The 22,012-nt window shown below is 70.2% G+C and carries 20 protein-coding genes, 2 tRNA genes and 1 pseudogene; 5 read left to right on the top strand and 18 right to left on the bottom strand.

The genetic code is table 11. The features are described 5' to 3' along the window. Nucleotides 1-38 precede the first annotated feature (38 nt). From ABZ354_RS19835 to ABZ354_RS19815, 5 genes are all read right to left on the bottom strand, one after another. Complete coding sequence (locus tag ABZ354_RS19835) at nt 39-809, bottom strand: class E sortase (RefSeq protein WP_358658412.1); 771 nt, start codon at nt 807-809, stop codon at nt 39-41. A 13-nt stretch (nt 810-822) separates the two neighbouring features. Then, nucleotides 823-2,103, bottom strand: a complete 1,281-nt coding sequence (locus ABZ354_RS19830) for a class E sortase (RefSeq protein ID WP_358658410.1) — start codon at nt 2,101-2,103, stop codon at nt 823-825. Further along, nucleotides 2,100-2,738 (bottom strand): aminodeoxychorismate/anthranilate synthase component II, encoded by a 639-nt coding sequence (locus tag ABZ354_RS19825; RefSeq protein ID WP_358658408.1) that lies wholly within the window; start codon nt 2,736-2,738, stop codon nt 2,100-2,102. The genes ABZ354_RS19830 and ABZ354_RS19825 overlap by 4 nt, the downstream gene beginning before the upstream one ends. Continuing rightward, nucleotides 2,735-2,932 (bottom strand): hypothetical protein, encoded by a 198-nt coding sequence (locus ABZ354_RS19820; RefSeq protein ID WP_358658406.1) that lies wholly within the window; start codon nt 2,930-2,932, stop codon nt 2,735-2,737. Before ABZ354_RS19820 ends, ABZ354_RS19825 begins: the two co-directional genes overlap by 4 nt. Nucleotides 2,933-3,023: 91 nt before the next feature. Continuing rightward, nucleotides 3,024-3,800, bottom strand: a complete 777-nt coding sequence (locus tag ABZ354_RS19815; protein WP_358658404.1) for a DUF881 domain-containing protein — start codon at nt 3,798-3,800, stop codon at nt 3,024-3,026. Nucleotides 3,801-3,939: 139 nt separating this feature from the next. Between ABZ354_RS19815 and crgA the strand changes: the two genes are divergently transcribed. Next, a complete protein-coding gene (gene crgA / locus ABZ354_RS19810; protein ID WP_358658402.1) occupies nt 3,940-4,194 on the top strand; it encodes a cell division protein CrgA in 255 nt (84 codons plus the stop codon). Between the two features lie 554 nt (nt 4,195-4,748). Here crgA and ABZ354_RS19805 read toward each other — a convergent pair. Further along, the gene (locus ABZ354_RS19805) at nt 4,749-5,678 is read right to left on the bottom strand and encodes a rhomboid family intramembrane serine protease (protein WP_358658400.1); all 930 of its coding nucleotides are present in this window, start codon (nt 5,676-5,678) and stop codon (nt 4,749-4,751) included. A gap of 232 nt (nt 5,679-5,910) precedes the next feature. After that, a complete protein-coding gene (locus tag ABZ354_RS19800) occupies nt 5,911-6,438 on the bottom strand; it encodes a peptidylprolyl isomerase (protein ID WP_358658399.1) in 528 nt (175 codons plus the stop codon). Nucleotides 6,439-6,888: 450 nt separating this feature from the next. On the opposite strand from ABZ354_RS19800, the gene ABZ354_RS19795 reads away from it, so the two are divergent. Next, on the top strand, nt 6,889-7,647 hold the full coding sequence (locus tag ABZ354_RS19795) for a DUF5324 family protein (RefSeq protein ID WP_358658397.1): 759 nt from the start codon (nt 6,889-6,891) through the stop codon (nt 7,645-7,647). 331 nt (nt 7,648-7,978) lie between these two features. Here ABZ354_RS19795 and ABZ354_RS19790 read toward each other — a convergent pair. Next, nucleotides 7,979-8,051 (bottom strand) — tRNA-Ala (locus ABZ354_RS19790). Nucleotides 8,052-8,231: 180 nt separating this feature from the next. Between ABZ354_RS19790 and ABZ354_RS19785 the strand changes: the two genes are divergently transcribed. Both ABZ354_RS19785 and ABZ354_RS19780 read left to right on the top strand, forming a co-directional pair. After that, nucleotides 8,232-8,780 carry a DNA-binding protein gene (locus ABZ354_RS19785; RefSeq protein ID WP_358658396.1) on the top strand — a complete coding sequence of 183 codons (549 nt, stop codon included), beginning with the start codon at nt 8,232-8,234 and terminating at the stop codon, nt 8,778-8,780. Nucleotides 8,781-9,009: 229 nt separating this feature from the next. Further along, complete coding sequence (locus ABZ354_RS19780) at nt 9,010-10,539, top strand: serine/threonine-protein kinase (RefSeq protein WP_358658394.1); 1,530 nt, start codon at nt 9,010-9,012, stop codon at nt 10,537-10,539. 69 nt (nt 10,540-10,608) lie between these two features. Here the strand turns inward: ABZ354_RS19780 and ABZ354_RS19775 are convergent, their stop codons facing one another. Continuing rightward, the gene (locus ABZ354_RS19775) at nt 10,609-11,937 is read right to left on the bottom strand and encodes a hypothetical protein (protein WP_358658392.1); all 1,329 of its coding nucleotides are present in this window, start codon (nt 11,935-11,937) and stop codon (nt 10,609-10,611) included. A gap of 303 nt (nt 11,938-12,240) precedes the next feature. Continuing rightward, entirely contained in the window at nt 12,241-12,369 is a 129-nt protein-coding gene (locus ABZ354_RS19770) for a DLW-39 family protein (protein WP_003999697.1), read from the bottom strand. A gap of 337 nt (nt 12,370-12,706) precedes the next feature. On the opposite strand from ABZ354_RS19770, the gene ABZ354_RS19765 reads away from it, so the two are divergent. Next, complete coding sequence (locus ABZ354_RS19765) at nt 12,707-13,087, top strand: DUF6344 domain-containing protein (RefSeq protein ID WP_358658390.1); 381 nt, start codon at nt 12,707-12,709, stop codon at nt 13,085-13,087. Between the two features lie 186 nt (nt 13,088-13,273). On the opposite strand, the gene ABZ354_RS19760 is transcribed toward ABZ354_RS19765, so the two are convergent. The 8 genes and pseudogenes from ABZ354_RS19760 to ABZ354_RS19725 all read right to left on the bottom strand — a co-directional run. Further along, on the bottom strand, nt 13,274-13,543 hold the full coding sequence (locus ABZ354_RS19760; protein WP_358658388.1) for a hypothetical protein: 270 nt from the start codon (nt 13,541-13,543) through the stop codon (nt 13,274-13,276). Nucleotides 13,544-13,927: 384 nt separating this feature from the next. Continuing rightward, nucleotides 13,928-14,001 (bottom strand) — tRNA-Ile (locus tag ABZ354_RS19755). 235 nt (nt 14,002-14,236) lie between these two features. Further along, entirely contained in the window at nt 14,237-15,016 is a 780-nt protein-coding gene (locus ABZ354_RS19750) for a DUF3566 domain-containing protein (RefSeq protein ID WP_358658386.1), read from the bottom strand. 18 nt (nt 15,017-15,034) lie between these two features. Then, nucleotides 15,035-17,635 (bottom strand): DNA gyrase subunit A, encoded by a 2,601-nt coding sequence (gene gyrA / locus ABZ354_RS19745; protein WP_358658384.1) that lies wholly within the window; start codon nt 17,633-17,635, stop codon nt 15,035-15,037. Nucleotides 17,636-17,677: 42 nt separating this feature from the next. Continuing rightward, nucleotides 17,678-19,741 (bottom strand): DNA topoisomerase (ATP-hydrolyzing) subunit B, encoded by a 2,064-nt coding sequence (gene gyrB, locus ABZ354_RS19740; RefSeq protein ID WP_358658382.1) that lies wholly within the window; start codon nt 19,739-19,741, stop codon nt 17,678-17,680. Between the two features lie 397 nt (nt 19,742-20,138). Then, on the bottom strand, nt 20,139-20,678 hold the full coding sequence (locus ABZ354_RS19735) for a DciA family protein (protein ID WP_358658381.1): 540 nt from the start codon (nt 20,676-20,678) through the stop codon (nt 20,139-20,141). Next, nucleotides 20,675-21,796, bottom strand: coding sequence for a DNA replication/repair protein RecF (gene recF, locus ABZ354_RS19730; RefSeq protein WP_358658380.1), 1,122 nt, complete (start codon nt 21,794-21,796; stop codon nt 20,675-20,677). The genes ABZ354_RS19735 and recF overlap by 4 nt, the downstream gene beginning before the upstream one ends. 36 nt (nt 21,797-21,832) lie before the next feature. After that, nucleotides 21,833-22,012: pseudogene (locus ABZ354_RS19725) on the bottom strand (6-phosphogluconate dehydrogenase); the annotation flags it as partial.

Below are 22,012 nucleotides of genomic sequence, written 5' to 3'. Positions count from 1 at the left end.
GCGTCGGGCCCGGCGCGGTTCCCGTCGTGCGGTGGGCGTCAGCGCAGTTCCCTCGGCGGGGTCCGCTCCGCGTCGACCTTCTCCACGCGGTCCAGTTCGCCCCAGACCACGTAGCGGTAGCGGCTGGTGTAGACCGGGGTGCAGGTCGTCAGCGTGATGTAGTGGCCGGCCTTCTTCCTGCCCGACTCCTCGGGGATCGGGGCGAGGACCTCGACGTTGTACTTCGAGGTCTCGGGAAGGATGCCGAAGACCTTGTAGACGTACCACGTGTCCTTGGTCTCGAAGACGATCGGGTCGCCCTTGTCGAGCTTGTCGATGCCGTGGAACTTCGCGCCGTGGCCGTCGCGGTGGGCGGCGAGGGCGAAGTTGCCCTTCTTGCCCGAGGGGGGCAGCGCCGACGTGACCGGGTCGGTGTAGTAGCCGGCGACGCCGTCGTTGAGGATCTTCGACGTCGTGCCCTTCTCGACGAGGATCTCGCCCTTCCCCATCGCCGGGACGTGCAGGAAGCCGATGCCGTTCCTGGTGTCGAGCGCGCCGGGACCGGAGTCCCGGGCCCAGCTGTCACGGACCTTGTCGCTCTGCTTGTCGGCCGCACGATCGGCGACCACGTTCGTCCACCACAGCGAGTACACGACGAACAGGCCCAGCACCAGGCCTGCCGTGATCAGGAGTTCGCCGATGAAGCCGACCACCCTGCCCAGCGGCCCCGGCCCTCGGCGGCGTGCCGCCGAACGGGGTGGCGGCGGGTGCGCGTCGGTGTGCTCGTCGGTGCCGTCGGTGCCGTCGGTGCCGTCGGTGGTCGCTGCCACGTGTCCTCTGCCCCTAGTTGACTAGCGCATCCGGCTTGCCCTTGCTGCGCGGCCGTTCTTCGACCATCTTGCCCCAGACGATCAACCGGTACTTACTGGTGAACTCCGGTGTGCACGTCGTGAGCGTGATGTACCGGCCGGGCCCGGTGAAACCCGACTGCCGCGGGACGGGGGCGAGGACGCTCACATTGCTCGGTGGGGTCACCGGCAGCGTCGACGTCATCTTGTAGACGAAGTACTTGTTCTGCGTCTCGACGACGACCGGATCGCCCGGCTCGAGGCGGTTGATGTACCGGAACGGCTCGCCGTGCGTGTTGCGGTGGCCCGCCAGCCCGAAGTTGCCGGTCTTGTCGTCCGGCATGGCCGTCTTCAGCGCACCCTCCGCGTAGTGGCCGACCATGCCCCGGTCCAGGACGGCCTTGCTGCTGGTGCCCTCGGCGATCGGCACCACCACGTCCAGCCGGGGAATGTGCAGGAGCGCGAAACCCTGGCCCGGCTCGAAGGCGCCCGGACTGCGCTTGCCGTTCGCCCAGTCCTCCTGGAGGTCGCTGGCCTCCCTGCCGGCCTGTGCGTGCGCCCGGACGTTCGTCCACCACAGCTGGTACGTGACGAACAGCAGCATCAGGACGCCCGTGGTGATGAAGACCTCACCGATCGCGCGGCTCGCGATCACCGCGGGCCCGGCCTTGCGCGCCCGCGCCAGCTTGCGCGCCTCCATCCGTGACAGCGGCGCGGCGGGCTGCTCCTCCGGCTCGGTGTCCTCGCTCCGCGCCCCCGGCGAGCCCGCGCGGCTGCCGGCGCCATGACGCCCGTGCCGCCGCTTGGCGGCCTTTCTGCGGGCCGCACGGCCTCCGTGCGCGGGACCGGAAGCCCCGGCGGCCGTGGAGGCGGCAGAGGCCGCTGCAGGGCCCGCGGCCCCACCCGCTCCCTCCGGCCCGTCCGGCAGATCCGCCATCCGCAGCGCCACGGTCTCGTCGTCGCCGGGCCGGGGCGGGGACACCGGCGCAGGTGCGGGTGCGGAAGGCTCGTACCTCTGCCCCTGTGGCCGCGGGTCGTACGACGCCTCCTGGTACGGCGGCGGCGCCGGATCGTAAGACGGTGCCGTCCCCTCGTACACCGTGGTGCGGTGCGGTTGCTGCGGCTGCGGCTGGGACTGCTGGTACGGATTCTGCTCGTACGGCGTCCGCGCCTGCCCCTGGTCCCCGTGCGACCAGTTTTCGAACGCGCCCCGCGCCCCGTACGGCTCCTGCCCGTACGAGGTGCCGGACTCGCGCTCGGGGCGCAGTGCGGTCACGCCGTTGCCCTGCCCACCACCGGGGCGAGCCCCGCCGACCTCGCCACCGCACCGTGGTCACCGCACTCCACCAGCCAGTTCGCCAGCATGCGGTGCCCGTGCTCGGTCAGCACCGACTCGGGGTGGAACTGGACGCCCTCGACGGGCAGTTCACGGTGGCGCAGGCCCATCACGATGCCGTCCCGGGTGCGCGCCGTGACCTCCAGCTCGGCCGGGACGGTCGCCGGTTCGGCGGCCAGGGAGTGGTAGCGCGTCGCCGTGAAGGGCGAGGGCAGGCCCGCGAAGACGCCCCGGCCCCCGTGCTCGACGAGCGAGGTCTTGCCGTGCAGCAGCTCGGGCGCCCGGTCCACGACCCCGCCGTACGCCACCTGCATCGACTGCATGCCGAGGCAGACGCCGAAGACGGGCACGCCGGTCGCCGCGCAGTGCCGCACCATGTCGACGCAGACGCCGGCCTGCTCGGGAGCGCCGGGTCCGGGTGACAACAGGACGCCGTCGAAGCCGTCTCGGGCGTGGGCGGTGGCCACCTCGTCGTTGCGCAGGACCTCGCACTCGGCGCCGAGCTGGTACAGGTACTGGACCAGGTTGAAGACGAAGCTGTCGTAGTTGTCGACGACGAGGATGCGTGCGCTCACTGGTTGTCCACCGTCACATCGTTGAAGGGCAGCAAGGGTTCCGCCCACGGGAAGACGTACTGGAAGAGCACGTAGACCACGGCCACGGTCAGTACGAGGGAGAGCAGGGCCCTCACCCACACGTTCCCCGGCAGATGCCGCCAGATCCAGCCGTACATGCCGTCCCTTCCGTCGCACCACGGCACCAGACTCACGCCGTACAGCAAACAGACTAACGGCGGGACGGTCCCGGCATCCCGTTGTCCACAGGGAGCGTCGGGTGAGACGTTTCGGTAGGGCGTTCGGTCAGTCCACGGGCTGTGCGTAGTGCAGGTCGACCGTGCCCGAGTAGCCGGGCAGCGTCGTCCTGCCCTCGTCCTCGACCTTCCAGCCGAGGCCGTAGACCTTCACGTACACCATGTAGTTGCGGATCGCGGGGGATACGGCGAGGGCTTTCTTCAGCCGCCGCGGGTCGCCGACCGCCGTGACCTTGTACGGCGGTGAGTAGACCCGGCCCTGAAGGATCAGCGTGTTGCCGACGCAGCGCACCGCGCTGGTGGAGATCAGCCGCTGGTCCATGACCTTGACGCCCTGGGCGCCGCCCTGCCAGAGCGCGTTCACCACGGCCTGGAGGTCCTGCTGGTGGATGACCAGGTAGTCGGGTTCCGGCTCCGGGTAGCCGGGGAGCTTGGCGGTGGCGTCCGGCGGGGCGTCGTTGAGCGTCACGGAGATCGCCTCACCGGTGAGTTTCTGCGTACCGGCGCGTTTCTCCAGCCCGGCGAGCTTCTTCTCCTCCGCGGCCGTGCTGCCGTTGTCCCGTTCGGCGAGCACCTCCATGTCGTCGCGCAGGCCGGCGTTGGACTCGTCCAGTTGTCCGTTCTTGCGGCTTCGTTCCTGAATCAGGTCGGAAAGCTTCAGCAAGGACGAGTCCGTACGGATATTGGTGCCCTTGGCGGTGTCGAAGCTGGTGAAGAAGATGAGCCCCGCGAGAGCGAAGACGGCCACGGTGAGCACCCGGACCGGCCGGAAACGTCGGCCGGTGGGGCTGGATCCCGTCCCGGGGGAGTCGGCAGAATTGCTCAACGTACCCTTATCTCCTTCGGCGCCACGGAAGCACTACGCTAACGGACGCCCGGGGGAGCGCTCAGAGTCCCCTGCAAGCCGCCCCGAGCCCGACCCAGAACCTGCGCGGCCACGCAGCGCATCGACAGGAGAGACCCTCGTGCCGAAGTCACGTATCCGCAAGAAGGCCGACTACACGCCGCCGCCCGCGAAGCAGGCAGCGGCCATCAAGCTGACCAACCGTTCCTGGGTCGCCCCCGTCATGCTCGCCATGTTCCTCCTCGGGCTGGCCTGGATCGTCGTCTTCTACGTCACCGACGGTTCCCTGCCCGTCGACACGTTCGACAACTGGAACATCGTCGTGGGCTTCGGGTTCATCGCCGCCGGATTCGGCGTCTCCACTCAGTGGAAGTAGCGGCTGAAGGAACGGCGGGAGCAGCGACAGAGCGGTGGAGACAGCGGTGACGCAGCTTTCGCGCGCCGTGGGAGCAGCCGGAGAGGTACCGGCTGCTTCCGCGTGAACACGGCTCCGCCGGCAACCGTCCACCAAGTTATCCACAGCCGTTTTCCACACTGGGGAAAAGAACGACGATCTGTGGATAACCCAGTGACGGTTGACGCCGGTGTGACTGCCCTACCGGCGGTCGAAAACCTGTTCACCCCACGCCTGACCTGCGGAAACACGCATCAGATACGGGACGCACACGCGTTCCCGCACAATATGCACAAGATCCGCCACCTACTGTGGATAACGCTGACCAAGCGCTCAGCAACCCCGCGTCTCCCTTGGGTCTGTCGTGTGGATCAGGCCGGCTGTGGGACGCGGTGCTTTGCGGCCGACCCGAGCGGGGTCTGGTGCGTGCGGCTGCAAGGCGGAGGGCGTCAACGCGGAGCGTCGGCAACCGACGACAACGCGGCAGACGTGCGTGCCAGACCCCGCGACGCCGGGGTGATCCACACGACAGGCCCCTAGGTGAGCTGCGCCGTTCTCAGCAGCGTCACGACGACGACCACGAGCAGCACCAGCGCGCAGCTGCCGAACTGCACGAGTGACCGCCGTTCGCGCGGGGCGTGCATCATGGCGTAACCGATCACGGCACCGGCGACCAGGCCGCCTATGTGCGCCTGCCACGCGATGTTGCTCCACCCGAAGGTGATGACCAGGTTGATCACCAGCAGGGCGATCACCGGGCGCATGTCGTGGTTGAGGCGCCGCACCACGACGGCGGTCGCGCCGAACAGCCCGAAGATCGCGCCGGACGCGCCGAGCGAGGCCGCGGTCGGTTCGGCCAGCAGATAAGAGAGGGCGCTGCCCGCCAGCCCCGAGGTGACATACAGGGCGAGATAGCGGGCACGGCCGAGGATCGCTTCGAGCGGTGTGCCGAGGAACCACAGGCTGAGCATGTTGAACGCGAGATGCCACGGGGCCTCGTGCGCGAACATCGCCGTCACCATGCGGTACCACTCGCCCTCGGCGACACCCTCGACGGGGCCGAACGGGGCCGGAGGCCAGGCTCCGATGAGCAGCAGGTGATCCAGCAGCCCCGACCAGACGTGCACCGCGACGAACACCGCGACGTTGATCCCGAGGAGGATCTTGGTCACCAGGCGACGGTCCGCGGGAACGGCGCCGCCGGCAAGGGTGCGGGGCCGGGAAGCGCCCGGCGGGTGTCCGGTGCCGGAGCCGCCCCGGACGCATTCGGGGCACTGGAAACCGACCGACGCGTCGATCATGCAGTCCGGGCAGATCGGGCGGTCGCAGCGGGTGCAGCGGATGCCGGTCTCGCGCTCCGGGTGGCGATAGCAGGTGGGCAGGCTCCGGGCATCGTCCGTCGGACCGGTGTCTCCCGGGCCCTTCGGGTCCCTGGGGTCCTTCGGGCTGCCTGGCGCCTGGTCCATGGCGTCCCCTCATTCGTCGGCGCGGGAAAACCTCGGGCAGGTGCCTTCCGGGGAAAGCACCACCCCGCCCATCCTTACGGATGAGCGGGGCGTTTGGTTCCCAGGGCCCTCGCGGTGGTTCTCCGCCGGCCCTGCCGGTGCTTCCGCCGGGCGTCCCGCCCTTGCCCGGGACCAGGATCCCGAGCAAGGGCACTCGGGCACCCGGAAGTCGAACCCGAGGTCGGGACGCGCCTCAGCGGGTCTCGACCACCACCGACTCGATGACCACGTCGTTGACCGGTCGGTCGGTGCGCTGGTTGGTCTGCGCACCGGCGATGGAGTCGATCACCTTCTGGCTGGCCGCGTCCGTGACCTCGCCGAAGATGGTGTGCTTGCGGTTCAGCCACGTCGTCGGGGCGACGGTGACGAAGAACTGCGAGCCGTTGGTGCCCGGACCCGCGTTGGCCATCGCCAGCAGGTAGGGCTTGTCGAAGGACAGGTCCGGGTGGAACTCGTCCTCGAACTGGTAGCCGGGGCCGCCGGTGCCGTTGCCCAGCGGGTCTCCGCCCTGAATCATGAACCCGCTGATCACCCGGTGGAAGACCGTGCCGTCGTAGAGCTTCTGGGTGGACTTCTCGCCGGTGGCGGGGTGCGTCCACTCCCGCTCGCCCTTGGCGAGCTCCACGAAGTTCCGCACCGTCTTGGGCGCGTGGTTCGGCAGGAGCCGGACTTCGATGTCGCCGTGGTTGGTCTTCAGGGTGGCGTAAAGCTGCTCAGCCACGATCTGCCTTCCGTTGTCTTCCTGTGACTCCCTGATCCTCGCACGGCCGGAGCCCCTCGTCGTCCGGCGGGCGAGGCGTGGGGGGCATGCGTCGCGTGTCACTTGTGGAAAACGGGCCGCGTAGACGCGAGACGGGCGCGAGAACCGGCGATCCGTGACAGTGTCGGCACCAGCCTCCCGTTGTTCCGCATTCGTCCCCCTATGACACCCCTAGGCCGACGATTCCCACGAGATCGACTTCCGTACCCCGGCACCGACCGGCGCCCCCCTCCGTCAGCGCCCTCGGCCCTGTCCTCCGGCCTCGTCCGGCACCGGCGGCCTGCGGGGCTCCGCGGCCGTTGTCCCGTGACCCGGATGCCCGTCCACGCATGCCCGGTACCGCACCGGCAGGCATGATCCGTAAAAGGGTGGAAAGTCGAAATACCGTACGCCACCGAGGAGGAGGAACCCGTGACCCGCATCGACAGCGTGCGCGCCGCGACCGGTTTGGCGAAGGACAGCGTGCTGCACGCCGCGGAAGTGGTGGCGCCCTACGCCGACACGGCCAAGGACAGGGCCGCGCACTACGCACACGAGGCCCGCGTACGGCTCGCGCCCAAGGTGACGCTGGCCGCCGAACAGGCCCGCGCCCAGTACGGCGCCCATGTGGCACCGCGTCTGGAGCAGGCCCGTACGCATGTGCCGCCGAAGATCGACCAGGCCGCCCAGGAAGCCGCCTGCCGGACACGGAGGGCCGCACAGCAGGCAGCCGTGTATTCCCGCCCACGGATCGAGCAGGCCGTGGCCGCCGCCACTCCGGTCAAGGACGAGGCCGCCGCGCGCGGTGCCGCCGCGCTGGCCGCGCTGCGCGGCCAGGTCTCCGCGAAGGACGTCCAGAAGCTGGTCCGCAAGCACCAGCGGCGGGCGCGCGCCGGCCGGGCGACGAGGATGCTGGCAGTGCTGGGCATTCTCGCCGGCGGCGCCTTCGCCGCCTGGAAGTGGTGGGACAAGCAGGCCAACCCGGACTGGCTGGTGGAGCCGCCCGCGGCGACGGAGGTTCCGGAGTCCGGACGACTGAACTCGGTCGACGGCAGCGGCTCGACGACCGTGCTCGACCCCGAGGTGGAGGCCAAGCAGGCCGAGGAAGCCGAAGAAGCCGAGCAGGCCAAGGACGACAAGGACGCCAAGGACGCCGAGCAGGAGGGCACGAACCGCTACGACAGGCACTGAGCCCTATCGGGGGATCATCCCGGCGTCGCTGGGTGGGGCGGGAAGCCTGCACGATTTCCCGCCCCACAGCCATGTTTCACGTGAAACCGTCGACGTCGGCCACCCCTCGGTGCTCGATATCCCCAACTCACCTTGGGGCCGGGTGGATTGAGGTGTCGCCGAGCGCTTCCACATATGGCTCCGACTCGGGCGGGGAGTACTCGCGGGCGGCTCGTCCGCCGGAGCAAGCGGCAGGGGCCCGCCCGCCGGTCAAGGCCGCCGGTGGCAGCGCCCCTCTCACGCACGAACACCCTCTGACCAGCTTTTCCGCAGGTCAGAGGGTGTTTTCAGGTGGAGCCTAGGGGAGTCGAACCCCTGACATCTGCCATGCAAAGACAGCGCTCTACCAACTGAGCTAAGGCCCCTGGATGACGAGCGCCTGGCCGGAGGGACTTCATACCGGTCGACGCCGCAGTCCAGAGTACCGGGTCGGCCCCGGGATCTCGCAAATGAGGGGGTCCCGATGCCCCACCACTCTCCGTAGGATGCACGCGTGGTTCGCTACAGCGAACCGCGGTCTTAAGGGGAAGCGATGGGGAGACGCAATGGACGCCGCACAGCAGGAAGCCACCGCAAGAGCGCGGGAACTGCAGCGGAACTGGTACGGGGAGCCGTTGGGGGCGCTCTTCCGTAGGCTCATCGACGATCTTGGTCTCAACCAGGCTCGTCTCGCGGGGGTACTGGGACTGTCGGCGCCGATGCTGTCGCAGCTGATGAGCGGTCAGCGGGCGAAGATCGGCAATCCTGCCGTGGTCCAGCGGGTGCAGCTGCTGCAGGACCTGGCGGGGCAGGTCGCCCACGGCAACGTGAGTGCCGCCGAGGCCACCGAACGCATGGAGGAGATCAAGAAGTCGCAGGGGGGCTCGGTGCTCAACAACACCACGCAGACGACCAGCAATTCGGGAGCACCCACGGTCAAGCGCGTGGTCCGCGAGATCCAGTCGCTGCTCCGCTCGGTCGCGGCGGCCGGTGACATCATCGACGCGGCGAACACGCTCTCTCCGACCCACCCGGAGCTGGCGGAGTTCCTCCGGGTGTACGGCGCCGGCCGCACCTCGGACGCCGTCGCGCACTACGAGTCCCACCAGAGCTGATCCCGCCGTCCGGCGGCCGAAGGGGGTCGGCAGCCGGGACGACGGGTCTGGGGGTGAGGACACGTGGGGGCGTGTCCTCACCGGGGGGACCGAGAACAGCGGAGACCGAGGGCGTCCGGGACCGAGGGCATCCGGGAAGCCGAGGACATCGCGGAGAGCCGAAGGCCCGGGAGACCGGAGAATTCGCGGGTCGTCCGGGCAGGCCGCAGGGGAGGAGCGACGCACAGCCATGGGTGAGGTCTTCGCCGGCCGGTACGAGCTGGTCGACCCGATCGGGCGCGGTGGCGTCGGCGCCGTCTGGCGCGCCTGGGACCACCGCCGCCGCCGGTATGTCGCGGCCAAGGTGCTCCAGCAGAGCGACGCGCACTCCCTGCTGCGGTTCGTCCGCGAGCAGGCGCTGCGCATCGACCACCCGCACGTGCTCGCGCCCGCCAGCTGGGCCGCGGACGACGACAAGGTCCTGTTCACCATGGACCTGGTCGCAGGCGGCTCCCTGGTCCACCTCGTCGGCGACTACGGCCCCCTGCCTCCGGCCTTCGTCTGCACCCTGCTCGACCAGCTCCTGTCGGGCCTGGCCGCCGTGCACGCGGAAGGCGTCGTCCACCGGGACATCAAGCCCGCCAACGTGCTGCTGGAGGCGACCGGCACCGCCCGGCCCCGGCTGCGGCTGTCCGACTTCGGCATCGCGATGCGGCTGGGCGAACCACGCCTGACGGAGACCAACCTCGTGGTGGGGACGCCGGGTTACCTCGCACCCGAGCAGCTGACGGGCTCGGAGCCGGACTTCCCCGCCGACCTGTTCGCCGTGGGCCTCGTCGCCCTGTACCTCCTGGAGGGCGCCAAGCCGGACGCGAGGGCACTCGTGCAGTACTTCGCCGAGCACGGGACGCCCGGCGCGCCCCAGAGCATCCCGGAGCCGCTGTGGCAGGTGGTGGCCACGATGCTGCAACCGGACCCGGACGCCCGTTTCCGTTCGGCGACGGGGGCGCGGAAGGCGCTCGCCTCGGCCGCGGAGCTGTTGCCGGAACCCGGTCCCGACGACGAACTCATCGAGATCTTCGATCACATCGGCCCGCTGCCACCGGAGTTCGCCCCGGACGGCCCGCTCCGACATGCGTCCGGGGCGGCCGTGCAGGGCACCTCCCAGGACCCGTCACCGTCCCCCACGTCCACCCCGGTGTCCGCAGCCCGCCAGGAACCGGGCACGGGATCCGCCGACGCCGCAGCACCAGCACCACCACCACCACCAGCGCCTGCCGTCTCTGCCGCCGCTGCGCCGCCTCCGGCCGCCCCGGCCCCTGAGGGGTCCGCCCCGGCGGAACAGCCGCCCTCCCTGTCCGACACGGGCAGCTTCCCTCTGCCGCCCCCGCGGGCCACGGCCACCACGGCCACCACGGCCGCCACACCCCGCCCACCCACGGCTCCCCAGCCGCCGCACGGCACCCCCCTGGATGCGGCCCACGCCCTGGGCGCCCGGCTCCCCCCGCCCCCACCGCCGTACGCCGCCGCCCCGCCCCCTCGGCTCGGCCCCACGCCCGCGGGCCATCCTCCCCAGCACGGCACCGGCGCCGTCACGGCCTCGTACACCGCGCAGGCCCCGCAGGGACCGCCGCCACCGACGCCCATGCCGTCGACGGTACGAGGGCACCGCGCCCCGCGCCCCCGCCGTCCCGGCCCCCGGGCCAGGGTCACGGTCCCGGTCGTTCTCCTGGCGCTGGCCTGCTACGCCGTGGGCTTCTGGGCCCTGACCCGCCTCTGAGCCCCAGGACCTCTGCGTTCTGCCCCTTAGAGCCGTTCTGTCCTTCGAGCCGTTCTGTCCCTTCGAGCCCTACGGGACGTCGGCTCTCCGGCGCTCCACGGCCGTCCACACCCCGAGCCCCACGAGCAGGAGCGTCCCGGTGCCGATGCCTCCCGCGGCGAGGACCGTCATCGCGAGGTCGTCGTCGGCGGCAGTGCCCTCGACCGCGGCCTCCCGGTCCTGTTCCGTGACCTCGAACAGGCCCCGCGGCGCCGACTCCCCCGCGTAGTCGGGGCCGGCCTGTGCGGCCCCGCGTACCCGCACACGCAGCGTCAGCGCGAACGGCCCCTCGCCGAAGCTGCCGGCCACCCCTTCGGCGAGGTGCACGACGAGGTAGTAGGAGCCCGCGAAACGTACGGTGTTCGCCTGCTCGGTGGCGGCACGCCGGTTGGCGTACGCCACCGGCGGCAGCGGGGCGAGAGTGGCTGCCGCGCCGGTACCGTCGTAGCCGACGACGGTGTTCTGCACCTGGCCGCGTGCCGGGTTGTAGAGCGACAGGTCCAGGGCGCCTTCGGCGAATCCGCCGCCCCCGTCCGCGCTGCCCAGCTCGGCGGTGGCGGACAACTGCTGCCCCCAGTCCACCGGCACCCTGTAGAACAGCGTCCCGCCGGGCGCGATGTCGGCGCGCCAGACGCCCTGCCCGACGGAAGCGGCCGTGGCGAAGCCCGCGCCGCCGGAACGGCGTACGGCGCGGCCCCCGGCGGGCTCGGGCGAGGCCGAGTCCCAGGCGCCGGGCGGGCTCGTCGCACCGGGCTTCGCCGGGCGCGGCTCGGAGGCGACGGTGAGCTCCAGGTCCCAGGTGTCGGGGGAGGTGTCCGCCGGTGCGACGCGGCGGACGGAGACGTCGTAGCTGCCGGCCTCCTGGCACAGGGGTCTGCCCGGGGAGACCTCCCGCATGCCCCAGGCGGCGATCGGATGAGGACTGCGGGCGGCGCCGATACGGGCCGTACTGGCGGAACAGGAGTGTCCCTCGGCGTCCCGGACGGTCACCTCGATCCCGTCGACACTGGCGATCGTGCCGTCCGGCGGGGGCACGGCGGTGGCGGAGACGTACGTACTGGAGACGTCGTCGAGGTCGAGACGGTAGTGAACCGTGCCGTCGGCGGACAGGGAGCTGCGGTACGTCGTGCCGGGTTCGAGGAGCTCGGCGTCCGCGGCGCTCCCCGCGCCGTCGACCCGGCGAGCGCCATCGGCGTGGTCGTACGCGCTCCCGGTGCCCGCGGCCAGGGCAGCGGGGGCGGGCAGTACGGCACAGGTCCACAGCACCGCGCCGACGACAGCCAGGGAGGCGGCGCGCCACAGGGCCGGGCCCCGGGCTCCGTCCCTACGCCACGCCCTCGCCGTACGCCACCCCGTCATGACTCGCCACCCCACCCCACGTCGTCACCGCCTTCACGCCGGCCCGGTCCGCACACCGGACCCGGACCGCGGTCCATCCTGCCCCCACGCCCCTCACATCCCCAGGCCGTCGGCACATTCCGTACGACCGCCGAAGACGACCGCCCGCCGCCCCGGCCCCGGCCGGCGGGACGTGGGCCGGGGCCGGGGCGCCCGGCCGGCGGGACGTGGGCCGGCGCTGACACGGCGGTCCCTCAGCCCCTGGACACACAAAACCCCGACCGCTACGACGGCCGGGGTCTGTTCTGATGCGAAAGTCGACGCTCACGAACCCGTGGGTACGGAGTCGGTCGCCTCCGTCCACAAATCCTGCTCGGCGCGATCCGCCTGGATCTGGCGGTACACGAGGAGCCCGCCGATGGCGGCCAGTGCGACCAGGAGAAGCTTCTTCACCGCGCGACCTCGTCTTTCCTTGACGTAGGGGACTTCTGGCGCCCGACTATACACACCGGCCGATACCGATCAGTGACCTGTGTCGGCCCTCAACTCCCGTCCGGCGCACTGCAAAGGAGGGGAGTACTCCGCTCCGACAGGAAGGTGATCACACCCTCCAGAAGGACGCGTTTTCTGCCCTTCCCTCCTGATTCTCCTTCTTTTTCGCCACTCTGCACCCATTCGAGTGGTGTTCATCTGAACATCGCCGCGCCACGGGTGCAGGTCCACCACTTCTCGACCCCCATACACATCATGAGGAAAGTACGCAAATCGTCCGACCCGAAAGTGAGGGGCCATGGCCCGGATCAAGGTCATGAAGCTGTGGACCGCCATCGTCACCGCCTTCCTCGCGCTGTTCGCGGCGCTCGGAGTCGCCACCACGAACGCCTCGGCGGCCGTACAGCAGACCGAGACCACGCGCAACAGCCACAGCGACAGGGGGCGCAACACCGGCCGGAGCACTCCCCAGCCGGCGGCGCGCACGGCGTCCCCCTGGTCCTGGGCCCGTACCGGCGCCCTGCCCCCCACGATGAAGCAGCGCATTCACGCCGAGGCCCACGGCAATGCCCCCAGGTGCCGCCACCGCCCCGACGAGTCCCCCGCCGCCCCGAGCCCCTGCACTCCGGGTACGGCCTCCGAGGAACCCCTCACCCCCGAGATCCCCCTCCAGCGCTGACCGCGGCGCGGGTGCCGCCCGGCCGCCCCCTCTCCCTGACCGGACGCGGCAGTTCCAGCCATGCCGTGCAGTACCGGCAGTTCCGGCGCTTTGCGTACAGCACCGCCTCGACGCGAAGACCCGACGGGCCGACACGGTCCTCGGGTCTTCGCGCTGTCGGCTTGTCCCGCCCGGGCGCGGCGGCGATCACGACAGGGTCTTGAGCCAGCGGTGCAGGGCCTCGTGCACGGTGACCGGGAGGTCGCTGAGGCGCTCGATGGCCTCGCTGTCCCCCGGCGAGGGCGGGATACCGGCTGCGGTCAGGGCGGCGTGCAGGTCCAGTCGGCGCTGGTCCTTGGGATCGATACGGCGGCTCGACAGGCGGTCGACCGGGTTGGGCGGGGCGAGCAGGAAGTCGCCCTCGGCTGCGTAACCGCGCGTCAGGCCGGCAGCGGGTGGGGCAGTCATCGTGTGCATACCGCTCTCCTTCGGGTCGTGAACGCCGTCCTCGGTCTCAACAGAAACCGAGGAGGGACCCACCGGTTGCGCGCCCGCGCCCGAATCACGCTATGGATGCAATAGGGCGTTTTATCGCACAGCCCTCGCCCCTGTCCGACCGGGCCGAGCCCGGTCCGGCGCGAGGCACAGAACCAGAACGGGCACTTCAGCGCGGAACGCGCCCCACCCTCGCCAATCCCGACCCGACGGCCCGCCCGCCGTCGCCCCACACCCGTGGGGCGGGCGTCATTTCTCGCGGAGATACGGGAAGACCGACCCTCGGCCGACCGGCGCTGTCGGTGTCGGTGTCGACCATCTATGACAAAAGACCCCCAGTCTGATCGACTGGGGGTCTTCTCGCTGTGGGGCTAACAGGATTTGAACCTGTGGCCTCATCCTTATCAGGGATGCGCTCTAACCAACTGAGCTATAGCCCCGCCGCGCTCTGCGGGGGTGTCCCGCGCGCTGACCCCTGAAGATTAGCGCACGAGGTGGGGAGTCCCAAAATCGGTTGTCCGGGGGCTGTCCGTGCCGCCCCCGCACCGCTCCGGCGCCGGTCGTTCCCCCGTTCTCGACCCGCCGAACCAGGTCCCTTGCAAGCCAACCTGGACCTGTATCGGCCTGGCCGTCAGGCCCCCGGCCCGCCCGTGACTCGCCTTCGTCCCGGCCCCGTCACTCGTCCTCGGCCAGCGTGAGTTCCACGCCGCCCACGAAGCCTGCGGAGAGGTTGTAGATGAACGCGCCGAGCGTCGCCAGGGCCGTGGCGAGGACCACGTCGATGACCGCGATGATCGACGAGAAGAGCAGCACATTGGGCAGGGAGAGGAAGGACTGCAGGTCGAAGCCGTTCGACTCGTTGGAGCCGGTGGCCTCGGAGATCGTGCCGCCGACCGTGGAGAAGACGCCCATCGCGTCCATGACCATCCACAGCACCGCGGCCGCGACGATCGTGCAGATGCCGAGGGCGATGGAGAGCAGGAAGCTGACCTTCATCACCGACCACGGGTCGGCCTTCGCCACCCGCAGACGGGCCTTGCGGACCCGGGGCGTGGTGCGCGCGCCCGTGCGCGGTCGGCGGACGGCCGCACCGGACCGGCCGTCGTCGCCCTGTGTGGGGTAGGCCTGCGGCGGGTGGTAGGGCCCGTTCGGCTGCTGCGCCTGCCGCTCCCCGGGGAGGGGCGAGGCGGTGTCCCGGTGGGCGGCGGGCTGCGGCTGTGCCCCTGCTGCCGGGTCCGCGCCGGCCGCGTAGTGCTGGGCCTGCGGGCCTCGGGTGTCCGTCACAGTTCCCCCCTGGGTGCCAGGCGTGTCGGGCGAGTGCGCGTCGGTCCCGGGGGACTTGATCGCCTTCAGCTGAGTGGTGTGCGAGTCCTGTGCCTGCGGGGCGGAGCCACGGCCTCCGCCGTCCGTTCCCGTGTTGGTACCGGCCGGTCCGGGGCCCGTGGCTCCGCTCACGCTGACTCACTCCTCGTCCTACTCGGCCGAGGGCGCCTCACCCTCGTCCGTACCGCCGGCGCCGGTGCCCGCGTCGTCCGCCGACTCGTCGACGACCACGTCGCCGTCGACTTCGTCCGCCTCGCGCCCCGCCTCGGCGTTGCGAGCGACACCGACCACGGCATCGCGCTTGCCCAGGTTGATCAGTTGGACGCCCATGGTGTCACGGCCCGTCTCCCTGATCTCGTTGACTCGCGTACGAATCACTCCGCCGCCCAGCGTGATGGCGAGGATCTCGTCGGTCTCCTCGACCACCAGCGCGCCGACGAGCGAGCCGCGGTCCTCGACGATCTTGGCGGCCTTGATGCCGAGGCCACCGCGACCCTGGACGCGGTACTCGTCGACGGCGGTCCGCTTCGCGTACCCGCCGTCAGTGGCAGTGAACACGAACGTACCGGGTCGCACGACATTCATCGAGAGCAGCTCGTCGCTCTCGCGGAAACTCATTCCCTTGACGCCCGAGGTCGCACGGCCCATGGGGCGCAGCGAGTCGTCCGTCGCGGTGAACCTGATCGACTGCGCCTTCCTGCTGATCAGCAGCAGATCGTCGTCGGACGAGACGAGCTCGGCCCCGATCAGCTCGTCGTCGGTGCCGTCCTCCCGCTCGCGCAGGTTGATGGCGATGACGCCGCCCGCGCGCGGGGAGTCGTAGTCCTTCAGCGGGGTCTTCTTCACCAGGCCGCCCTTGGTCGCCAGGACCAGGTACGGCGCCGCGTCGTAGTCGCGGATGGCGAGGATCTCGGCGATGGCCTCGTCCGGCTGGAAGGCGAGCAGGTTCGCCACGTGCTGGCCGCGCGCGTCACGGCCGGCGTCCGGCAGCTCGTACGCCTTCGCGCGGTAGACGCGGCCCTTGTTCGTGAAGAACAGCAGCCAGTGGTGCGTGGTGGAGACGAAGAAGTGGTCGACGATGTCGTCTTCCTTCAGCTTCGTGCCGCGGACGCCCTTGCCGCCGCGCCTCTGGGCGCGGTAGTCGTCGGTCTTGGTGCGCTTGATGTAGCCGCCGCGCGTGACCGTGACCACGATGTCCTCTTCGGCGATCAGGTCCTCGATGGACATGTCGCCCTCGTACGGGATGAGCTTGGTCTTGCGGTCGTCGCCGTACTTCTCGACGATCGCGGCCAGCTCCTCGCTGACGATGCCGCGCTGGCGGAGCGGGGAGGCCAGGATCTCGTTGTACTCGCGGATCTTCGCCTGGAGTTCGTCGTGCTCCTGGACGATCTTCTGGCGCTCCAGGGCGGCCAGCCGGCGCAGCTGCATCTCGAGGATGGCGTTGGCCTGGATGTCGTCGATCTCCAGGAGGTCCATCAGGCCGCCGCGCGCGATCTCGGCGGTGTCGCTGCGCCGGATCAGCGCGATGACCTCGTCGATGGCGTCCAGGGCCTTCAGCAGGCCGCGCAGGATGTGCGCGCGCTCCTCGGCCTTGCGCAGCCGGAACCTCGTACGCCGGACGATGACCTCGATCTGGTGCGTCACCCAGTGGCGGATGAACGCGTCCAGGGACAGCGTGCGCGGCACACCGTCGACCAGCGCCAGCATGTTGGCGCCGAAGTTCGTCTGCAGGTCGGTGTGCTTGTAGAGGTTGTTCAGCACGACCTTGGCGACCGCGTCCCGCTTCAGGACGATGACCAGGCGCTGGCCCGTGCGGGAGGACGTCTCGTCACGGACGTCGGCGATGCCGCCGATCTTGCCGTCCTTCACCAGGTCGGCGATCTTCTGCGCGAGGTTGTCGGGGTTGGTCTGGTACGGCAGCTCCGTCACCACCAGGCACTGGCGGTTCTGGATCTCCTCGACCTCGACGACCGCGCGCATCGTGATGGAGCCGCGGCCGGTGCGGTACGCCTCCTCGATGCCCCGGCGGCCCACGACGAGCGCGCCGGTCGGGAAGTCGGGGCCCTTGATGCGCTCGATGAGCGCGTCGAGCAGCTCTTCGTGCGAGGCCTCGGGGTTCTCCAGGTACCACTGGGCGCCGGCGGCGACCTCGCGCAGGTTGTGCGGCGGGATGTTGGTCGCCATGCCGACCGCGATGCCGGCCGAGCCGTTGATCAGCAGGTTCGGGAAACGGGCCGGCAGGACGGTCGGCTCCTGGGAGCGGCCGTCGTAGTTGTCCGTGAAGTCGACGGTCTCCTCGTCGATGTCGCGAACCATCTCCATCGACAGCGGCGCCATCTTGCACTCGGTGTAGCGCATGGCCGCCGCCGGGTCGTTGCCCGGCGAGCCGAAGTTGCCGTTGGAGTCGACCAGCGGCATCCGCATCGACCACGACTGCGCGAGGCGGACCAGCGCGTCGTAGATGGAGGAGTCGCCGTGCGGGTGGTAGTTGCCCATGACGTCGCCGACGACGCGGGCGCACTTGTAGAAGCCCTTTTCCGGCCGGTAGCCGCCGTCGTACATCGCGTACAGCACGCGGCGGTGGACGGGCTTGAGTCCGTCACGGACGTCGGGCAGCGCGCGGGAGACGATGACGGACATCGCGTAGTCGAGGTACGAGCGCTGCATCTCCGTCTCGAGCCCCACGGGCTCGACACGCATCGCCAGGGCGTCGCCCTCGGGCGTCGTCACAGGGGTGTTCTCGTCGGTCATTGCTGGTGAAGGTCCTTCCTGGTGCGGTCAGCTGAGACCGACTCAGATGTCGAGGAAGCGGACGTCCTTGGCGTTGCGCTGGATGAACGCGCGGCGGGCCTCGACGTCCTCGCCCATCAGCACCGAGAACAGGTCGTCGGCCTGGGCCGCGTCGTCGAGGGTGACCTGGCCGAGGACGCGGTGCTCCTGGTCCATGGTCGTGATGCGCAGTTCCTCGGCGTTCATCTCGCCGAGGCCCTTGAAGCGCTGGACCGAGTCCTCGCGGATGCGCTTGCCGGCGTTGCGGCCCATCTCGATCAGGGCGTCGCGCTCGCGGTCGGAGTACGCGTACTCGAAGTCGTCCTTGCCCCACTTGATCTTGTAGAGCGGGGGGCGGGACAGGTACACGTGCCCGGCCTCGACCAGCGGCCGCATGAAGCGGAACAGGAAGGTCAGCAGCAGGGTGTTGATGTGCTGGCCGTCGACGTCGGCGTCCGCCATCAGGATGATCTTGTGATAGCGGAGCCGGGCGATGTCGAAGTCCTCGTGCACGCCCGTGCCGAACGCGGAGATCATCGCCTGGATCTCCTGGTTCTGCAGGATCCGGTCGATGCGCGCCTTCTCGACGTTGAGGATCTTGCCGCGGATCGGGAGGATCGCCTGGTACTGCGGGTTCCGGCCGGACTTGGCCGAGCCGCCGGCGGAGTCGCCCTCGACGATGAAGATCTCGCACTTGGTCGGGTCGTTCGACTGGCAGTCGGACAGCTTGCCCGGCAGGGACGCCGACTCCAGCAGGCCCTTGCGGCGGGTCAGGTCGCGCGCCTTGCGGGCCGCCACGCGCGCGGTGGCCGCCTGGATGCCCTTGCGGACGATGTCCGCGGCCTCGTTGGGGTTGCGGTCGAGCCAGTCGTTGAGGTGCTCGTAGACGACCTTCTGGACGAACGTCTTCGCCTCGGTGTTGCCCAGTTTGGTCTTGGTCTGGCCCTCGAACTGCGGCTCGCCCAGCTTGACCGAGATGATCGCGGTCAGACCCTCGCGGATGTCGTCACCCGTGAGGTTGTCGTCCTTCTCGCGCAGCAGCTTCTTCTCGCGCGCGTACTTGTTGATCAGGTTGGTGAGCGCGGAGCGGAAGCCCTCTTCGTGCGTACCGCCCTCGTGCGTGTGGATGGTGTTGGCGAAGGAGTACACGCCCTCGCTGTAGCCGTTGTTCCACTGCATCGCGACTTCGAGGGAGAGCAGCCGGTCCTTGTCCTCGGCCTCGATGTCGATGACGGAGGGGTGCACCAGCTCTCCCTTGCGGGAGTTGAGGTACTTCACGAAGTCGACGATGCCGCCCTCGTAGTGGTACGTGACCGTCTTCACCTCGGCCTTTTCGTCCGCGCCCGCCTCGTCGGCGCCGGTGACGGCCTTCGCGGACTCGCGCTCGTCCGTGAGCTTGATGGTCAGGCCCTTGTTGAGGAAGGCCATCTCCTGGAAGCGCCGCGCCAGCGTCTCGAAGGAGTACTCGGTGGTCTCGAAGATGTCCGGGTCGGCCCAGAAGGTGACCGACGTGCCGGTCTCCTCGGTCGCGCCGTGCTTGGCGAGCGGGGCCGTGGGAACGCCCAGCTTGTAGTCCTGCGTCCAGCGGTGTCCGTCGCACTTGATCTCGACGGCCAGCCTGGTCGACAGGGCGTTCACGACGGACACGCCGACGCCGTGCAGACCGCCGGAGACCGCGTAGCCCCCGCCGCCGAACTTGCCGCCCGCGTGCAGCACGGTCAGCACGACCTCGACGGCGGGCTTGCCCTCGGAAGGGACGATGCCCACCGGGATGCCGCGGCCGTTGTCGACGACGCGTACACCGCCGTCGGCGAGGATCGTGACGTCGATGGTGTCCGCGTGGCCGGCCAGCGCCTCGTCGACGGAGTTGTCGACGACTTCCTGAACGAGGTGGTGCAGTCCTCGTTCACCGGTCGAACCGATGTACATACCCGGTCGCTTGCGGACCGCGTCCAGACCCTCGAGGACGGTGATGGCACTGGCGTCGTACGAGGCCGCCGCGACCTCGCCGTTCGAGGTGCTCGCCGCGTCGTTCACGCCGGTGTCGGTGGACGGGATGTTCTCGTTGGGGTTGCCGGAATCGGCCACGAAGCGCCCTTTCTGGCACAGCACGAGCCGGGCTCGTCGGCGGTTGCCGGAGCGGCTGCGGCATGTTGCGTTGGTAAGCCTTGATCAGCGTTGCTCAGCTTTTCCCGACGGTCCCCACGAGTGGGGGCGGGATTGCCCTCCAGTCTACCGGTAGCACTGACACTGATGGGGGCGTGCCGGTCCCTGAGTCCTCATGTGCCGCCCTGAACCTGGCTCTCCCGACTCCCGATATACGGATGGGGGCTCCAAGAGGCTCACAACGGCACTCAGCGCTTCCGGGTGTCAACCCTTGGCTACTTGGAAGTCAGGTCGGGATTCCCACCCTTGTCCCGGGGCACGCCGAAGGCCGCCGAGAGCCCTGGAAGAGGCCCCTCAGCGGCCTTGAATGTGATGTCTGTCACCCATAGGTGTCGCCGGGCCCCGTACTGCCCGGAGCGCGCAGCGGGCCGTAGCGACGACTGCCGCCGCCGGGCCCGTTGACCTTGATCAGCCGCACCGTCCCGTGGCCCAGGTCCTCGTTGAGCCGGGCCACCAGCGTCGGGGCGAGCAGTCGCAGATTCGTCGCCCACGCCGTGGAGTCGCACCGCACGACCAGCACGTGCTCGTCCTCGTCGTACTTCTCCGGCACACAGTGCTTGGCCACGTCCTCGCCGACGATCTGCGGCCAGCGGCCCATCACGCCGCCCACCGCGGCCGGGGCCTCCCAGCCCCGCTCGGTGATCAGCCGGTTGACGGCAGCGCCGAGCGCCATCGGGTCTCGGCCGTCGGCGCGCGCGCCGGAGCGCAGACCCACCCGCCGCGCCTGCTTCGTCTGCCGTGCCGCGTCGCCACGCGCGCGGGCCGCCTCCTTGGCCGCCCGCAGTGCCACGCGTGCCAGGTCGACGCCGGACGGCTCGGGCGTGCCCTTGGCCGTCTTCTCCACCGGCTTCTCGCTCATACGCGTTCCACGGTCCCCTCGGCCACCGCGTACCGCGCCCCGGCCAGTACGAGCGGTACGTCGTCGTCGACCGCGGCGGTCACCAGGACCTGCTCACCGGGCGCGACCAGTTCGGCGAGGCGCTCGCGGCGGCGGGTGTCCAGTTCGGCGAACACGTCGTCCAGGACGAGCACCGGCTCGTTGCCCTCGGCGCGCAGCAGGTCGTAGGAGGCCAGCCGGAGGGCGAGCGCGTACGACCAGGACTCGCCGTGCGAGGCGTAGCCCTTGGCGGGCAGCCGGCCGAGCTTGAGCAGCAGGTCGTCACGGTGCGGGCCCACCAGCGTGACGCCCCGCTCGATCTCCTGCTTTCGCGCCTCGGCGAGCGCCGCCGTCAGTTGCGCGTAGAGGTCGTCACGCGTGTGTGCCTCGCCCGGCGCCGACGGCTTGTAGTCCAGGGCGACCGGGCCGCCGCCCGGGGCGAGTTGCTCGTACGCCTTGTCGGCGAGCGGCTGGAGGGTGGCGATCAGGTCGAGGCGCTGGGCGAGCAGTTCGGCGCCCGCGTGCGCCAGGTGCTGGTCCCAGACGTCGAGGGTGGACAGGTCCATGGTGCGACCGCCGTGCCGCCGGGCCAGCGCGGCCGACTTCAGCAGGGTGTTGCGCTGCTTGAGGACGCGGTCGTAGTCGGAGCGGACGCCGGCCATGCGAGGCGAGCGGGCCGTGATCAGCTCGTCCAGGAAGCGGCGGCGCTCGCCGGGATCGCCCTTGACCAGCGCGAGGTCCTCGGGCGCGAACAGCACGGTCCGTACGATGCCGAGTACGTCACGGGGTTTGACCTGCGTGGATCTGTTGATGCGGGCGCGGTTGGCGCGGCCCGGGTTGAGCTCCAGCTCGATGAGCTGCTGCCGCTCGCCCTGGCGGACCTGGGCGCGGATGATCGCCCGGTCTGCGCCCATGCGGACCAGCGGCGCGTCGGAGGAGACGCGGTGGCTGCCGAGGGTGGCGAGATAGCCGACGGCCTCGACGAGGTTGGTCTTGCCCTGCCCGTTGGGCCCGACGAAGGCCGTCACCCCCGGGTCGAGCGGAACCTCGACCCGGGGGTAGGAACGGAAGTCGGCAAGCGACAGATGCGTGACGTGCATGGTCGTTCGCCGGCCTCCCCAGCCTTCGGGTACTGCTTACTTCTTCTCGACCGCGTGGCCGCCGAACTGGTTGCGCAGCGCCGCGATCATCTTCATCTGCGGCGAGTCGTCCTGACGGGACGCGAACCGCGCGAACAGCGACGCGGTGATCGCGGGCAGCGGCACCGCGTTGTCGATCGCGGCCTCCACCGTCCAGCGGCCCTCGCCGGAGTCCTG

The organism is Streptomyces sp. NPDC005925 (assembly GCF_040638805.1).
Lineage (GTDB): Bacteria > Actinomycetota > Actinomycetes > Streptomycetales > Streptomycetaceae > Streptomyces.
The sequence above is the reverse complement of the archived record's forward strand: the minus strand, read 5'-3'. Positions and strand labels throughout refer to the sequence as shown.

Bases quoted from the DNA above. Each gene is read 5' to 3' on its own strand.
- ABZ354_RS19735 (WP_358658381.1), bottom strand. From the start codon at position 20,678: ATGAGCGAGAAGCCGGTGGAGAAGACGGCCAAGGGCACGCCCGAGCCG.
- ABZ354_RS19805 (WP_358658400.1), bottom strand. From the start codon at position 5,678: ATGGACCAGGCGCCAGGCAGCCCGAAGGACCCCAGGGACCCGAAGGGC.
- ABZ354_RS19760 (WP_358658388.1), bottom strand. From the start codon at position 13,543: ATGCACACGATGACTGCCCCACCCGCTGCCGGCCTGACGCGCGGTTAC.
- recF (WP_358658380.1), bottom strand. From the start codon at position 21,796: ATGCACGTCACGCATCTGTCGCTTGCCGACTTCCGTTCCTACCCCCGG.
- ABZ354_RS19765 (WP_358658390.1), top strand. From the start codon at position 12,707: ATGGCCCGGATCAAGGTCATGAAGCTGTGGACCGCCATCGTCACCGCC.
- ABZ354_RS19780 (WP_358658394.1), top strand. From the start codon at position 9,010: ATGGGTGAGGTCTTCGCCGGCCGGTACGAGCTGGTCGACCCGATCGGG.
- gyrA (WP_358658384.1), bottom strand. From the start codon at position 17,635: ATGACCGACGAGAACACCCCTGTGACGACGCCCGAGGGCGACGCCCTG.
- ABZ354_RS19785 (WP_358658396.1), top strand. From the start codon at position 8,232: ATGGACGCCGCACAGCAGGAAGCCACCGCAAGAGCGCGGGAACTGCAG.
- ABZ354_RS19775 (WP_358658392.1), bottom strand. From the start codon at position 11,937: ATGACGGGGTGGCGTACGGCGAGGGCGTGGCGTAGGGACGGAGCCCGG.